The 15715-nt window shown below is 43.5% G+C and carries 15 protein-coding genes; 6 read left to right on the forward strand and 9 right to left on the reverse strand.

Going from position 1 to position 15715, the window contains the following annotated elements; genetic code table 11:
- Positions 1-177: 177 nt before the first annotated feature.
- The 3 genes from AS194_RS03695 to AS194_RS03705 all read right to left on the reverse strand — a co-directional run bounded on the left by AS194_RS03695 (position 178) and on the right by AS194_RS03705 (position 3674).
- On the reverse strand, positions 178-1614 hold the full coding sequence (locus AS194_RS03695) for an outer membrane protein transport protein (RefSeq protein WP_058024129.1): 1437 nt from the start codon (positions 1612-1614) through the stop codon (positions 178-180).
- 371 nt (positions 1615-1985) lie between these two features.
- Positions 1986-3197 (reverse strand): OmpP1/FadL family transporter, encoded by a 1212-nt coding sequence (locus AS194_RS03700; RefSeq protein WP_058024130.1) that lies wholly within the window; start codon positions 3195-3197, stop codon positions 1986-1988.
- Positions 3198-3416: 219 nt separating this feature from the next.
- Positions 3417-3674, reverse strand: a complete 258-nt coding sequence (locus AS194_RS03705) for a SlyX family protein (protein ID WP_058024131.1) — start codon at positions 3672-3674, stop codon at positions 3417-3419.
- A gap of 240 nt (positions 3675-3914) precedes the next feature.
- Here AS194_RS03705 and AS194_RS03710 point away from each other — a divergent pair, with 240 nt between their 5' ends.
- From AS194_RS03710 to AS194_RS03735, 6 genes are all read left to right on the forward strand, one after another.
- A complete protein-coding gene (locus tag AS194_RS03710; protein WP_058024132.1) occupies positions 3915-5858 on the forward strand; it encodes an ATP-binding cassette domain-containing protein in 1944 nt (647 codons plus the stop codon).
- Positions 5859-6381: 523 nt separating this feature from the next.
- A complete protein-coding gene (gene petA / locus AS194_RS03715) occupies positions 6382-6966 on the forward strand; it encodes a ubiquinol-cytochrome c reductase iron-sulfur subunit (RefSeq protein ID WP_058024133.1) in 585 nt (194 codons plus the stop codon).
- 22 nt (positions 6967-6988) lie between these two features.
- Positions 6989-8194, forward strand: coding sequence for a cytochrome b (locus tag AS194_RS03720; RefSeq protein ID WP_179207292.1), 1206 nt, complete (start codon positions 6989-6991; stop codon positions 8192-8194).
- Positions 8194-8907: a cytochrome c1 gene (locus AS194_RS03725; RefSeq protein WP_058024135.1), complete on the forward strand. Its 714-nt coding sequence runs from the start codon at positions 8194-8196 to the stop codon at positions 8905-8907. The genes AS194_RS03720 and AS194_RS03725 overlap by 1 nt, the downstream gene beginning before the upstream one ends.
- Positions 8908-9104: 197 nt before the next feature.
- Complete coding sequence (locus AS194_RS03730) at positions 9105-9719, forward strand: glutathione S-transferase N-terminal domain-containing protein (protein ID WP_058024136.1); 615 nt, start codon at positions 9105-9107, stop codon at positions 9717-9719.
- Positions 9720-9851: 132 nt separating this feature from the next.
- A complete protein-coding gene (locus AS194_RS03735; RefSeq protein WP_058024137.1) occupies positions 9852-10289 on the forward strand; it encodes a ClpXP protease specificity-enhancing factor in 438 nt (145 codons plus the stop codon).
- A gap of 104 nt (positions 10290-10393) precedes the next feature.
- Here AS194_RS03735 and dcd read toward each other — a convergent pair whose 3' ends face one another.
- The 6 genes from dcd to AS194_RS03765 form a co-directional block, all read right to left on the reverse strand.
- Positions 10394-10969, reverse strand: coding sequence for a dCTP deaminase (dcd, locus tag AS194_RS03740; RefSeq protein ID WP_058024138.1), 576 nt, complete (start codon positions 10967-10969; stop codon positions 10394-10396).
- 112 nt (positions 10970-11081) lie between these two features.
- On the reverse strand, positions 11082-12203 hold the full coding sequence (locus tag AS194_RS03745) for a DUF2804 domain-containing protein (protein ID WP_058024139.1): 1122 nt from the start codon (positions 12201-12203) through the stop codon (positions 11082-11084).
- Between the two features lie 27 nt (positions 12204-12230).
- A complete protein-coding gene (locus AS194_RS03750) occupies positions 12231-12656 on the reverse strand; it encodes a hypothetical protein (RefSeq protein WP_058024140.1) in 426 nt (141 codons plus the stop codon).
- A 93-nt stretch (positions 12657-12749) separates the two neighbouring features.
- A complete protein-coding gene (gene apbC, locus AS194_RS03755; RefSeq protein WP_058024141.1) occupies positions 12750-13982 on the reverse strand; it encodes an iron-sulfur cluster carrier protein ApbC in 1233 nt (410 codons plus the stop codon).
- Between the two features lie 209 nt (positions 13983-14191).
- Positions 14192-14968 carry a 3-hydroxybutyrate dehydrogenase gene (locus tag AS194_RS03760; protein WP_058024142.1) on the reverse strand — a complete coding sequence of 259 codons (777 nt, stop codon included), beginning with the start codon at positions 14966-14968 and terminating at the stop codon, positions 14192-14194.
- A 66-nt stretch (positions 14969-15034) separates the two neighbouring features.
- Positions 15035-15664 carry a 3-oxoacid CoA-transferase subunit B gene (locus AS194_RS03765; protein ID WP_058024143.1) on the reverse strand — a complete coding sequence of 210 codons (630 nt, stop codon included), beginning with the start codon at positions 15662-15664 and terminating at the stop codon, positions 15035-15037.
- Positions 15665-15715 lie beyond the last annotated feature (51 nt).

Below are 15715 nucleotides of genomic sequence, written 5' to 3' on the forward strand. Positions count from 1 at the left end.
GTGTCTTAAGTTTGGGAGGGTTACCGTTGTAGCTATCAGTTATTAATTTACTCTCTGTAAAACACTCTAAATATCTTTCCATATCTAAGAGTTTTTATTCACTTCAAAATATTGGAATCAATAAAAAAGCGACCTATGATAGGCCGCTTTTTATTATCTACAGGAGATACAAATCGATTATTTACCCTGATAAGAAAGCTTTAAACCAGCAATATAACCATCATTATCTTGGAAATCACCAACGATTTTTCCACTAGGTAGACGACCTTTTGCATCACCGAACCATAAGTATTTACCACCAGCAGACACTGCCCAGTTTTCCGTCACATTGTATTTGGCACCAAGACCGACGCTGTAATAGCCATCGATAGGACCTAACGACGTTGTTGGATCACCGGCACCACTATCCCAACCCACAGTACCACTGATAGCAAGTGCTGGTGCAACACGCTTGGCAAGACCAAGCTCCACTTGCCATTGGTCATCATCGTATTCAACCAAGTCCAAACCATCAGGACCATAACTTATTTTACTAGTGTCGTTATAAAGTGGTGGTGTGATGACAAAATCGCTCCATGGTACCCAACGCACTTTTGCCGTTGCTAGAGTTGTAGGATTAATACCAGTCTGGAAATCAAAATTGACTGATTTAGGCGTGGTAATTTCGTATGTACTGTCTCTATTTGCTGCTGCTGCTGCTTGTTCTGGAGTAGCTCCTGCTGCTATAGCTCTAATTGCTACTAAAGGATAGGACTCGGATATTTCTATATCATGGTCAATCTCAGAACGATAAGTCAACGCTGCTTTTAGAGCAATTTCAGGCTTGCTATAGGCAATACCTGCGATATAACCATAATCCATATCAGGATTGCTGTTTGACGTATAGCCAGTAGCAGGTCCATAAGCTAAGCCACGCAGTTTGGTTTCAGATTGGATACGCTGAGCAACTGGACCACCATAAATTTGGAAGTTCTTATTCGCGCCGAATTTCATTCCAAGAATACCAGTCAAACTTTGGCTACGGACTTCTACATTAGTATTTTCGCCTGCATTACCTGCTTCAGCTCGTGCTATCGCTACTGCAGTACTAAGTGATGTAGCACCAGCTTTAGCATCAGCTCTTATATTATCTGGTAATGCAGTATTATTGGCAGCATCTGTCAATCTAACGATTTCATCACCTATGGTTGCACCATTGAATCTACCGTTAGTTAATTGCTGAATAGATGCGTTCAAGTCACCTTTAGAAACAAAATTGCTATCGCCAGTATATTCAGCGGCAGCACCAAAGGGCTCGTCATATAGCACACCCACACTGAACGTGTCGTTGATATCAGCTTTTACGCCATAGCGAAAGAAGTCATAAGATTCAGCAATATCACCCGTTTTATCACCACGCTCATAGTCATTTTGAGAAGGATTATTGTTAGCACTATCGTAGCCGCTTACATCAGCGTCAATATAAGTATAGACCGCTTCAGCGTAAGTGCCATCTTGAAAAAAAGCAGTGACATCTTGACCTGAACGATCAAGACCAGCAGCGTTGGTTACGCTAGCAACAGAGAGAGTAGCAATAGCTACTGCGAGGGTTTTCAAATGAAAGGTAGTGCGCATTGTGTATCTCCAACGGTCCTTGTTGTATTAATACTTTAATAACCATTATGTAGCATTGCTATGCTTAATACTGGTATTACTAAAGTTTAGTCCTAAGTTGAATACTAATGTCTTTTTGACACTAAAACAACATTTAAAGTGCTTTATTTCTCAATTATGACTGAACAGTACATATAAGATATAAATAAAATGCTGTGGTTTACTTTTTATCCTTAGTGTGATTTTTACGGTGAGGTCTATAGTCATAAAATAAATATTTTTACCTATAGTCTGTTAAATGTGATTTCTAAAAACACATAATAAAAAAGCGACCCTTAAAGGATCGCTTTTTTATATTAGTAGCAAACAGTATCACATAATTTATTTGTGATTTACTGAGCTTGGTAAGATACCTTTACACCCAATACAAAACCATCGTTACTTTCGAAATCACTAACGATCGTCTTAGTTGGGATTTGACCTTTGGCATCACCGAACCATAAGTATTTACCACCAGCAGATATCGCCCAGTTTTCGGTCACATTATATTTCGCGCCAAGACCAGCGCTATAATAGCCTTCGATAGGACCTAATGAGGTGACTGGGTTACCTGCACCACTGTCCCAACCAACAGTACCACTGATAGCAAGTGCTGGCGCGACACGCTTAGCCAATCCTAGCTCTACTTGCCATTGGTCGTCATCATAGCTAACTAACGCTAACCCCTTATCATCCTGAGTCGAAATCTTGCTAACATCGTTATATAGTGATGGTACGATAGCAAAATCACTCCATGGTACCCAACGTACTTTTGCAGTCGCTAGGGTTGTAGGGTTGATGCCAGTTTGAAAATCAAAGTTCACTGATTCAGGCGTAGTTATTTCAATGCTATCAACTCTGTTTGTTGACAGGCCAAGTGCAGAAACCACAGGAGCTGGTATAAGACCAGAACCTACAACAGGATAAATTTCAGATGCTTGAGCGTTATGTTCGATTTCCGATCGGTATGTTAATGATGCTTTTAACGCAATTTCAGGCTTGCTATAAGCTACGCCTGCGATATAACCGTAATCTTGATCAGCATTAATATTCGTAGTGTAACCGTTCGCAGCTTCATAAGCAGGACCGCGTAGCTTTACATCTGCCTTTACGCGCTGAGCAACTGGGCCACCGTATACTTGGAAGTTTTTATTTTGACCAAACTTCGCACCAAGGATACCAGTAATACTCTCTGTACGTACTTCTACGTTAGTACCCTCACCGTTTGCATTTACAAAGTTATTATCACCAGTATAGTCAGCGGCTGCGCCAAAAGGCTCATCATATAAGACGCCAACACTAAACGTGTCGTTAATGTCTGTTTTTACGCCATAACGGAAAAAGTCATAAGACTCTGCGATATCATCAATCTTATTACCTGAAGTATCTTTACCCGTCACGTCCGCATCGATATAGGTATAGACAGCTTCAGCATAAGTGCCATCTTGTAAGAATGCGGTGACATCTTGACCTGAGCGATCAAGACCAGCAGCACTAGCAGCGCTAGCGACAGATAGAGCAGCAACAGCTACTGCAAGAGTTTTTAAGTGAAAGGTGGCGCGCATTTTACATCTCCAAACATCCGCATTGTTTTACTGCTTTACTTAATTCTCTTAAGTAAGCAGCATCCGAGGTGGAAGATAGTAAAGATTTTTTAACACTAAAACAACTGCCAAAATACATTATTTCCATATTATGACTATTAAGTCACCAAAGGGTACCTTTATCTAAAAATACACATATTGCGACCATTTACTACTGGTTATCTTACTTGCTATTATTTTTTAATAATGTGGTGGTCTATCCGCCATCACATCAAATGGGGCAATACCACTCTCTGGGTCTTGATTTTCTATTTGCTTATAAATCAGTTGTAGCTGACGCTGTAATGTCTGAATATCTTTATCTTGACGTGCAATCACCTCATCAAGTCTCTCTACTGTAATCTCAAGGTGCGCTACATTCATTTGCAGATCAATTACTTGGGTTTGCAAGTCGTCTTGTATGCTCGCAGCAGCATCTTTGTTATTAGATTGATTCATATTTTTCTCTAAAGTATCGTAAATATAAGGTGGGAAGGTTTAGCAAGTAAAATAGGTAGCAAAACCTAAGTGGCATCATTAAACCCATCATGCTAATCAAAAAATAGCCACTATGAATAAAAGCTATAAATAGTACTGATAAAACTATTTACTCGCACTACAGTTGCGCGGTGGCATGTTATACTGCTGGCAATTTTGCAACAACCCCTACCTCACTATTATATAAGCTTAAGATACTCTATGGCACTGATTCATTTAAAAGACATTCACTTAGCGTTTGGCGTTGCGCCTGTTCTTGATGGTATTGATTTTTCTATCAATTCAGGCGAGCGTGTGTGTTTGATTGGCCGCAATGGCGAAGGTAAATCCACTTTATTCAAACTGATTAATGGCTCATTGCAGCCTGACAGTGGCGAGATTATTACCAACAGCAGCATGCGTGTTGCGATGCTTGAGCAAGACGTCCCCGAGTCGAGCGGACGCATACTCGATATCGTCATGGGCGGTAGCCGCCGCACAGCTGACTTGCTCATTAACTATAACAAGCAAGTCGATATGTGCGCCAATGGCGACATGGACGCTTGCGAGCACATGGCGACCTTGCAGCATGATATCGACGCCGTCCATGGCTGGGACTTAGAACGTGATGCCATGCGTCTGATCACAACGATGGGGCTTGACCCAGAGGACGACCTCTCCTCGCTATCTGGAGGCCGTAAGCGCCGCGTATTACTTGCTCGTGCGCTGGTCACCAAACCTGATGTACTCTTACTTGATGAGCCGACCAACCATCTAGACGTTGATAGTATTGAGTGGTTAGAGCGTTTCTTGCTCGATTGGCAAGGTCTAACTCTACTGTTTGTCACCCACGATAGAGCATTCGTTGATAAGCTTGCGACTCGTATTGTAGAGCTTGACCGTGGTCAATTGACCAGCTATGACGTCACTCAAGGCGCCAAAGGCTACGCTCGTTATCAAGAGCTAAAAGAGCAGCAGCTACTTGCTGAGGAAAAGAACAATGCCAATTTTGATAAAAAACTGGCGCAAGAAGAAGTCTGGATTCGCCAAGGTATCAAAGCTCGCCGTACCCGCAATGAGGGCCGCGTCCGTGAACTAAAAGCATTGCGTGAAGAGCGCCGCGAACGCCGTGAGCAAGTGGGCAATGTAAACATCACGATGGGTCAAGGCGAAAAAAGCGGCAAGCTCGTTTGTAAAGTCAAAAACCTGCACCTTGAATATGAGGGTAATGTACTGGTTGACAACTTTACGACCACTATTATGCGCGGCGACAAAATCGGTATTGTCGGCCCTAACGGTGCTGGTAAAACCACCCTTATCAAAGCCCTACTCGACATGTCTGACGATGAAGTCACTAAAACGGGTAGTGTTGAACTGGGCACCAATCTAAAAATCGCGTTTTTTGACCAGCTACGTGATCAGCTAGATCTTGAAGCCAGCGTCGCGCAAAACGTCTCAGAAGGTTCTGACTTTGTCGAAGTTGGCGGTCGCAAGACACATATCATGAGCTATTTGCAAGACTTCTTATTCGCTCCAGAGCGTGCACGTACCCCTGTCAAAGCACTATCTGGTGGTGAGCGTAACCGTGTATTGCTGGCCAAGCAGTTATTGAAACCTGCTAATATTTTGGTACTCGATGAGCCAACCAACGATTTGGACATGGCGACGCTTGAGCTATTAGAAGAGTCGGTCAGCAGCTTTAACGGTACCATCTTGCTGATCAGTCATGACCGCTCATTTATGGACAATGTGGTCACCTCCACCTGGGTATTTGACACGGATGAAAATGGCAATGGCATCGTCAAAGAGTATGTCGGCGGCTACCAAGAATATCTGGTGCAAAAAACCCGCGAAGAAGAAGCACGTGCGGCAAGAGCACCTGCCAATAATACGGTCAGCAAAAAAGCAGCAAACAAATCTGGCGCAGATATCAAGCCTAAAAAAGCAGCCAAAAAGCTGAATTATAATGAGCAGCGTGAATTGGATAACTTGCCAAAAGAAATCGCCGCACTCGAAGCCGAACAGACTCAGCTACAAGAAAAATTGGCTGATGGCTCTTGGTTTAATACCGACTTTGATGCAGCGACAGCCGCAAGTGAGCGTTTATTGACAATCGAAGATGAAATGATGAGTAAGCTTGAGCGTTGGAGCGAGCTTGAAGGCTAATAATGGCACTTCTCTAGCCACATTTATTAGAATATCGCATATGTACTTTGCATTGCGTATTTCGATAAACAAGTTTCTGATAGTCTGATAAAGCATTATTAATTATTCTGAAAGCATCACCACTTTATTATATAGAGTGGTGATATTCGTTTTATGACGTTTTATCCAGTAGTGAGATGGTGAAAGTTAGTGAACATTTTCGTAATTTCAAGTATCATTCGCTATTGCTGAAAAATCCTTATTAATTATAAGGTCATGACATTTACAATCCCTATAAAAGCAAAGTTGGCGTTAAACATTGATAATCCGACTGTTTTAATATGGTTGTCATATTCAACCCCCTAATATGCCCTATTAAGGTTGCTTTATTTTTAACGCAATAATTTATTTTATCACCGAAATAGCTTAGAATAGTAACAATTAGCAAAATTAGGCACAGCTAAAGTGGCTTGATATTGTATATTTTCTAAGCCACAAACCCAGTGTGGGATAATCCCATTTCATTCACCTGGAGGAAGTATTAATGAGCCAAGCCGAAGGCGTTAATGTACAACGCCGTAGAGTTCTTATTGCCTCAACTGCCGCGATTGGTGCAGCTGGGGTAGCTGCCGTGGCGACACCTTTTGTCCGTTCTTGGTACCCAAGCGCTAAAGCTGAGGCTGCAGGGGCTGCAGTAACCCAAGATATTGGTGCTATCGAAGATGGACAAATGATTGTTGTCAAATACCGTGGCAAACCTATTTATGTCGTTAAACGCACAGAAGACATGGTCGCAGGACTAGAATCAGTTACGCCTTTATTATCTGATCCTGAGTCTGATGCGTCTCTACAGCCAGAATATTGCAAAAACCCTACTCGCTCGATAGAACCAACCATATTGGTTGTGGAAGGCGTTTGTACTCATTTAGGCTGTGCACCAAACTACCGTCCTGATGTGGGCGCGGTGGATTTAGGTGGCAATGATTGGTACGGCGGGTTTTTCTGTCCGTGCCACGGGTCAAAATATGACTTAGCAGGCCGCGTATATAGTGGCGTTCCTGCACCGCTTAATTTACCCGTTCCAGAATATGGTATGGATGGTACCATTTTGACGGTTGGGGAGGCTTAACATGAGTATAGGTAAAAAGTTAATGCATTGGGTGGACGCGCGTTTTCCAGCGACTGAAACCTACGAATACCACATGTCAAAGTACTACGCACCAAAGAACTTCAACTTTTGGTACTTCTTTGGCGTGCTATCAATGATTGTACTGGTCAACCAATTGGTGACTGGTATATGGCTGACCATGATGTACAACCCTAGTGCCGAGGGCGCATTTGCGTCTGTAGAATACATCATGCGTGATGTCAAAGGCGGTTGGCTCATCCGTTATATGCACTCGACTGGCGCCTCAGCGTTCTTTGTCGTGGTGTATTTGCATATGTTTAGAGCACTGCTCTACGGCTCATATCAAAAACCTCGTGAGCTTATTTGGCTCATCGGCATGGGCATCTATTTGGCTCTTATGGCTGAAGGTTTCTTCGGTTACCTACTACCGTGGGGCAACATGTCATTCTGGGGTGCACAGGTTATCTTAAACCTACCTGCAGCGCTGCCGGTAATTGGTGACGGTCTTGCTGAATGGGTACGTGGTGACTATATCATCTCAGGTATCACCCTAAACCGCTTCTTTGCGCTACACGTTGTCGCTATTCCATTGGTCCTTGTGGGCTTGGTCTTCATGCACATTGTCGCATTGCACCATGTAGGTTCTAACAATCCTGATGGTATCGATATTAAGAAGCTAAAAGACAAAAATGGCGTACCATTAGACGGTATCGAATTCCATCCATACTACACTGTGCATGATATGGTGGGTATTGTAGTATTCTTTATCTGTTTCTTTGCAGTGGTATTCTTCTTCCCAGAAGGCGGCGGCTTCTTCCTTGAGCCACCAAACTTTGAGACTGCCAACTCACTGAAAACACCAGCGCATATTGCACCAGTATGGTACTACACACCATTCTACGCTATCTTGCGTGCAGTTCCTGACAAGCTTGGTGGCGTTATCGCCATGGGTGCTGCTATTGCTGTACTGTTCTTGATTCCATGGCTTGATAGATCGCCTGTACGCTCAATGCGTTACAAAGGTATCTTATCTAAGATTGCATTGACTGTCTTTGCTATTAGCTTTATCGTACTTGGCTATTTAGGTGCGACACCTGCAACGCCAACTGCGACTATTATGGCTCGTGTATTCACGATTCTATATTTCTTGTTCTTCTTACTGATGCCGTTCTATACTGCCATTGAGAAGTGTAAACAGCCACCAGAACGCGTTACCGGAGGTCACTAATGAGCACGCTAATGAAATCCCTAGCTGGTCTAGGCTTAGGCGCGGCATTGACCTTGACTGCTGGTACAGCAATGGCTGAAGGCAGTGGTTGTGGCACGTTTACTAATGCTGAAGGTGTTGATGAGCATTTGGCTTGTAGTACAGCGCCTATTGATTTTACCAATAAGGGCTCACTACAGAACGGCGCGAAAATCTTTATGAACTACTGCGCTGGGTGTCACTCAGCCAAATATGTTCGTCATTCGCGTATTGCACAAGATTTAGAGATACCGCCTGAGTTGGTTGAAAAGTATTTGATGGTTACCACCGATCAAATCGGTGACCATATTACTGCTGAGATCGACCCTGAGATTCAAGCATCTTGGTTTGGCGCAGCGCCTCCTGATTTATCACTTGAGACAAGACTGCGTGGCGATGACTGGGTATATACTTACCTACTATCGTTTTACGAAGATCCAAACCGTCCTTGGGGCGCCAACAATCTAGTGCTCAAAAATGCTGCTATGCCTCACGTTTTGCACAACATGCAAGAAGAGTTGAGCCAAGAAGAGTTTGAATCTGAAGTTGGTGACTTAGTAAACTTTATGGCTTGGATGGGTGAGCCTGCTCGTCACGACCGTCAAGTAATTGGTTTCTTTGTTATTTTATTCTTATTAGTACTACTCATCCCAGTTTACTTGTTGAACAAAGAATTCTGGAAAGATGTCAAATAAGTAATAATTAGCAGACAGTTCTGATAATTAAAAAAGGCACTACTTCGGTAGTGCCTTTTTTTGTGCTTTGACATTAAGCTGAAATACCAGATAAGCCGGAAAATAAGCCACTCAGCGCTAATGTTTACGTACACTACCTTGATAAACGCTGCGAGTTTGTTTACGATGACAACCTTCACTCTTAACATTAGGCTTTCATGATTGATGCGAATGACATTCCAAGTAGTCAGCTAATTTTATATGCTGATGATGGCTACGACAGTCATGTGGTACGCCTATTACTTGAAGAAAAAAAGCTTGCTTACTATTTGTCTCGTCTACATTCTGAGCGCCCTGAAGATTTGACTGAGCTAAACCCTTATCATACCTTACCTGTATTGCAGCAGCGTGAGATTGCGCTTTATGAGATTAATGTTATTTTTGAATATCTTGAAGAGCGTTATCATACCAATAAACTGCTTCCTGAGACACCGCAAGAACGTGCACAGTTTCGCCAATTGGCTTGGCGCATTCAACGTGATTGGCTCGTACTCGGTAAGCGCCTCCTCACGCATCCAGATAGTTTTAATAAAGCACAAGCTGCTGTTGCCAAAAAACAACTCAGTGATTCGTTGATTACTCTATCACCCCTGTTTGCTCACAAGCCTTATTTTATGGCTGATGAGTTTGGTTGGTGTGACGTACTATTAGCACCACTATTATGGCGATTGGATGAGATGGGTATTGAGCTGCCACGTGCTATTAGCCGTCCACTGTTTGAATATCAAACGAGAGTGTTTGAGCGCAGTAGCTTCCAAAAAAGCGTACGTTGATTAGACAAGTGTAAGAAGCTGCCTTAGAATAAGTACCAATATAATAGAAATTGACTTGCACTTATTGTGCGATAATTTGCTAAATAAAATATCTTTTCATTATTGAACATCATTAGTATAGGAAATCATTAGATGAGCGAAACCACCTCTATTACACCTACCCGTCCTTATATGGTACGTGCACTATATCAATGGATAGAAGACAACGCCTTGACGCCATACTTGATGGTCGATGCTACTGCTGATAACGTACAGATACCAACAGAGCATGTGCAAGACGGCCGTATCGTACTAAATATCGCCAGCCGTGCTACGGGTAATATGAGTATGGAAAATGACTACATACATTTTAGTGCGCGTTTTGGGGGCGTCTCACAGGAGATTTGGGTACCGCTCACGGCAGTAATGGGCATTTATGCTAAAGAAAATTCGCAAGGGATGTTCTTTGATCCAAAAGAATATGATAACTATGTACCAGAAGACGACGACGCATCGATTGCTAGCAAAAAATCTGCTACCGCACCTAAACCGAAACGTGATAACAAAGCAGGGTTGAAAGTGCTGAAGTAATCAGCCATTCAAACTGATTATTTTTCACATAATAAAAAGCCAGTCATATTTGATATAACTGGCTTTTTTATTGGCTGCTCAAAGACTTGAGACTTTATCTTTAACTAGGTTCTCGGCAAGGTCACGCCGCGCTGACCTTGGTATTTACCGCCGCGATCTTTGTAGCTGGTCTCGCACACGTCATCGGCATCGCTTTGGAAAAACAGCATTTGTGCCACGCCTTCACCTGCATAAATACGAGCTGGTAGATTGGTAGTGTTACTAAATTCAAGTGTCACATGACCTTCCCATTCAGGCTCAAGCGGCGTTACGTTGACGATAATACCGCAACGCGCGTAAGTCGACTTGCCTAGGCAAATAGTCAGTACGTCGCGTGGAATACGGAAATATTCCATCGTACGTGCTAAGGCAAACGAGTTTGGCGGAATGATACACTCATCACCGACGATATCGATAAAGCTTTTATCATCGAAGTTTTTAGGATCAACAACGACTGAATGGACGTTGGTAAAGACTTTGAATTCAGGCGCACAGCGTACATCGTAACCGTAGCTTGAGGTACCGTAGCTCACCAAACGCTCGCCTGCATCATTGAAGCGCACTTGACCTGGCTCGTATGGCTCGATCATGCCGTGCTCTTCGGCCATTTTACGAATCCAGCGGTCAGACTTAATAGACATTGTTATTCCTTAGCAAATTTTTAATAGCGATGATTATACGGAATTGATGGCTCAATTTATAGGTTTTACGCGAGATAAAAGTATCCACTCGCTATTCAGCTTGAGTCAGATATTACCATTTTGCAAAGTGATCTTCCGCTAGTCCCATTACCTTATCCAAGCGTAGCACTTGCCCAGCTAAGCGTATCTCTCCGCTGTACTCCCCTAGCCACTGCTCAAAGATGCTGGCGACAACGCCGAAATTGTCTGTTTTTTTGTAGACTCTAATCGGCGTGAAAGTTAAATCGATATCGACACTGCTCCAGCCTAAGCTTCGATGATAAATGTGCCAAGTATTGGCAGAGGAGTCATTCGTATCTTTACGCTCAAATAATACAGGCGGCAGATAAAAAATCTCGCCATCGAGCCAACAAGCATTCTCACTTAGACCTGTATCATTGACACCCATAGAGAGATTCAATAAAAAATGCCGACCATCTGCTAGGTAGCTGTTGATACAAGTCCAAAACCAATTGGTCTCATGACGCATATAACCCAGTGTCCAATCTAGATTGGCTCTTGTTGTCTTGCTCAATTCAAGTTTTTGCTGCTGACTATCAGCGGTTATCTGTGCACCCGCTTTGATAATTATCTCGCCGCTAGCAGCGCTCAACGGCTCTTTTTGGGTAAACGTCCAACCGCGTCTGCCTGTTGGCGTACATATCGCAAGCGGCTGCTGCTGACGCTCTAATTTTGCATGGACTGCTAGATATTGGCTATCAAGCTCTATACTCACCTGCTCTGGGGTAAAACCTAGCGTTAGGCTAAGCTTGCTATGGGTAAAAGACATCTGCCCTTGATAGTGATCGCCTTTAAATTCACTACGGCGCGTAACTGGCTGCAAGGCTTCCCCAATCTCTAATTGTGCAGTCTCTTCATTGTAAACATAAACAAAAGCACTAGTGGCAATCTTAATCGTTGCCAGTGCGAGACATACTCTAAAAGGCGGCTCGATGATTTGGACAAAACAGAATTGATTGGCCTTGAAGTCTTTACGCCAGTTTGATAATGGTTTTTGCGAGATTAGCGGACTGTAATAATCGAGATAATTGATTTGTTTAACTTGCGAGAACACCCCAAATTGCGGCTGACCATTTTGGATGAGCTGTTCGATAGCTTGTGGCTTTATATCCGTAGAAATGATATTTGCGTAAGCTACATTATCTACCTTGTCGCTTTTAATAGGTCCATGCATTGCTATGACATCCTTGTCTTGCATTTATTACTGACTAATCACTTGTCCTTGATAGCTTACTTCGGTACTTATCACTGTTCTTTTTGCTTGCCTTGATGCGGCCCAAATAGCTTCTGTAATGGCTTTGACCTCTATTGCAGTGAGTCCATCGGCCAGCTCCTGCGTCACATTTGCTACGGCAAAACCATTTGTCCCAAAAGGATGCTTGGGAAACTTTAACAATAAAGCCGCCATCGCCTCTACTGCTGACAAAAAATCGGCAATCACCATTCGCCTATTACTAAAGGTTGCATTGACTTGATAGCGCTTGCTACTACCATCTTTATAGTAGCAAACGCCAATCAGCTGGTTATTTGATAGCTCAATTTCATACACGGGCGGACGCAGCATTTTTAATAACGTGTACTGCTTGGGCGCAGCCTCTAAATGACTTTGATAAATAGATACACTCACAAAGTTTCCTTGCTTCTTTGTTAGAATAAAAGTGCTTTTAACTTTATATTTGCTTAGGCTAATTTGTTATTGATAAACAATCATCATAAACGATTAAAATATACGTTTATCATCAACAGGCTTAGCAAATTTATCAATATTAGTCTCGATGTTTTTGGCTATATTGATATAGTAATTCGCAAACTCATCATCAGCCAATACACTTGGCTCCCCTTTATCGACTTGGGCGCGGATACCACTGGCAAGTGGTAGTTGCCCTAATAGCGGCACCTGATACTGCTCAGCGATAATCTCACCACCGCCAGTACCAAAAATCGCTTCGGTATGGTTGCAGTTACTACAAGTGTGCAGCGCCATGTTTTCAACAACACCAAGCACAGGAATACTGGTTTTGTTAAACATCTCAATACCTTTCTGCGCATCAAGTAGTGCAACGTGCTGCGGCGTCGTGACGATGACAGCGCCTGTCACTGGGATACGCTGTGCTAAGGTCAGCTGTATATCGCCCGTACCTGGCGGCATGTCAATCACCAAGTAATCTAGCTGTGGCCAGTTGGTTTGATTATAAAGCTGCATCAGCGCACCTGTCGCCTTTGGCCCACGCCACGCAACTGGTGTGTTCTCCCCATCGAGCAAACTACCAATGGAGAGCATCGCTATTCCATGCGCATCAACCGGAACGAACTGCTCGTTTTCTAATTGCGGCTTCACATCGGCAACACCTAGCATTGTCGGCATACTAGGCCCATATATATCCGCATCAAGCACGCCCACGCGGTTACCCAGCTTTTGTAATGCCAGTGCGATGTTCACAGTCGTCGTTGATTTGCCAACGCCGCCCTTACCTGATGCCACAACAATAATATGGTGGATACGAGGATGCGCAGCTAATGAAGCTTGCGTAGGTGCTGCTTTGGTAATTGGCGGCTCAGCGTTAGCGTTATTGGCATTACTCACGTTGTTATTAACGCCAGATGAAGGCTGGGACTCCATCGCATTGGTTGTCTTTGGCATCTGCTTTGGTAAGCTTGAACCTGACCCTTTTTCTGGAGCAGGCAGGCGCACATTCATATGAATCGTGGTAATGCCATGCGGATGCAGCAACTGGCCAAGCTCTTGTTGGACAGCTTCAGGGTTGCTGCCTTGTGGCAGGCGCAAGTCTAGCGTCAGCGCCTCGCCGTCACGCTCAAGTCCTGTGACCATCGTCGCAATACTGACTGTTCCTATCTCATACCCAAGCAATACTTTATCAACGGCACTATCACGTTCTGCCTGCTGCTGCGGTGTTTCGGTTTTGGTGGTTTTTTTCTTCATAAAGTTGAACATAGCTATTATTATTGCCTATACAAGTGGATGAGTTTGGTACATAGCTTAATTCATCTCGTCTCCTATTGAGCAAACGATAAAACCAGTGACCATTTTAGCCAAACCTTCTATCGTGACAGTGTAGCTGAATTGGACGCATAAAAAAACCACAACGCCAGTAGGTCTGACATTGTGGTTTGTTCTATTATAATAGGCGCAATATCTGTCTATTAATTCATAAACCAGCCATGACTGGCAACGATAGATTGTCCTGTAAACACATTACTGGGAAACGCCGCTAAGAATAGTGCCAACTGAGCAATATCCTCTACCGTCGTAAACTCTTTATCGACAGTATTTACTAGCATAATGTCATTAACGACAGATTCTTCACTAATACCTTTCTCGCTTGCTTGCTGCGGGATTTGTTTTTCGACCAAAGGCGTTTTGACAAATCCTGGACAGATCACATGCGAGCGCACATTATGCTCAGCACATTCTTTGGCCAATACGCGGCACAGTCCTAGCAGGCCGTGCTTGGCAGTGACGCAAGGTGCTTTATAAAGTGACGCTTCATGCGAGTGTACTGAGCCCATGTAGATGACCGTGCCGCCTTTATCGTCTTGATACATGTGCTGTACCGCAGCTTTGATCGTCAAAAATGCCCCATCTAAGTGAATAGCGAGCATTTTTTTCCAGACATCAAACGTCATTTTATGGATAGGATCGATAATCTGGATACCAGCATTAGACACCAAAATATCAATAGCGCCAAAGGTATCAACCAATTTCTGTACACCTTCGTTTACCGCATCTTCAGAGGTGACATCCATCGCAATCGCAAGAGCACGCCCGCCACCTGCTTCAATGGCATCAACCGTTTGCTGTGCTGCTTCAAGATTGATATCGGCAATACCAACCATAGCGCCTGCTTTTGCATAAGTCTCAGCGATATCACGACCGATACCACTTGCAGAGCCAGTGATTAATGCCACTTTACCTGTCAAATCCTGCTGTAATTAGGTGGCCATATAGGTTCCTTATTATGATCTATAAATATTAGGAGATAAATCCTATTGAGCAATGCTAACTGGCGTTTTTTCTTGTAGCTCGTCAAAGCTAACACCATCTGCTAATTCAACCAATTTTAGGCCACTGTCAGTAACGTCTAATACGGCAAGCTCAGTGATGATACGATCAACCACGCCCTTACCCGTCAATGGTAGCTCACAGTTGGCTAAGATTTTTGGATCGCCATGCTTATTGACCTGTTCCATCAATACAATCACACGCTGTACGCCTGCGACCAAATCCATCGCACCGCCCATGCCTTTGACCATTTTTTTGGGAATCATCCAGTTAGCAAGGTCACCTTGTTCTGAGACTTCCATGGCGCCTAATATCGCCAAGTTGACATGACCACCGCGAATCATCGAAAAGGACTCTGAACTACTAAAATAACTGGCCCCTGCTTCTGCGGTCACGGTTTGCTTGCCCGCATTAATCAAGTCTGCATCAACGGCGTCTTCGGTTGGAAACTCACCAATACCGAGTAGCCCATTTTCTGATTGTAGCCATACGTCTACGCCTTCAGGAATATAGTTAGCGACTAGCGTTGGTAGACCAATGCCTAAGTTGACATAATAGCCGTCTTGTAGCTCTTTTGCCGCGCGCTGCGCCATTTGTTCTCTTGTCCATGCCATGCTGATTTCCTTATTTTTTACGATATTCTATTGCTATTCATCTAAATCGTT

This window comes from Psychrobacter piscatorii (genome assembly GCF_001444505.1).
Classification (GTDB): domain Bacteria; phylum Pseudomonadota; class Gammaproteobacteria; order Pseudomonadales; family Moraxellaceae; genus Psychrobacter; species Psychrobacter piscatorii_B.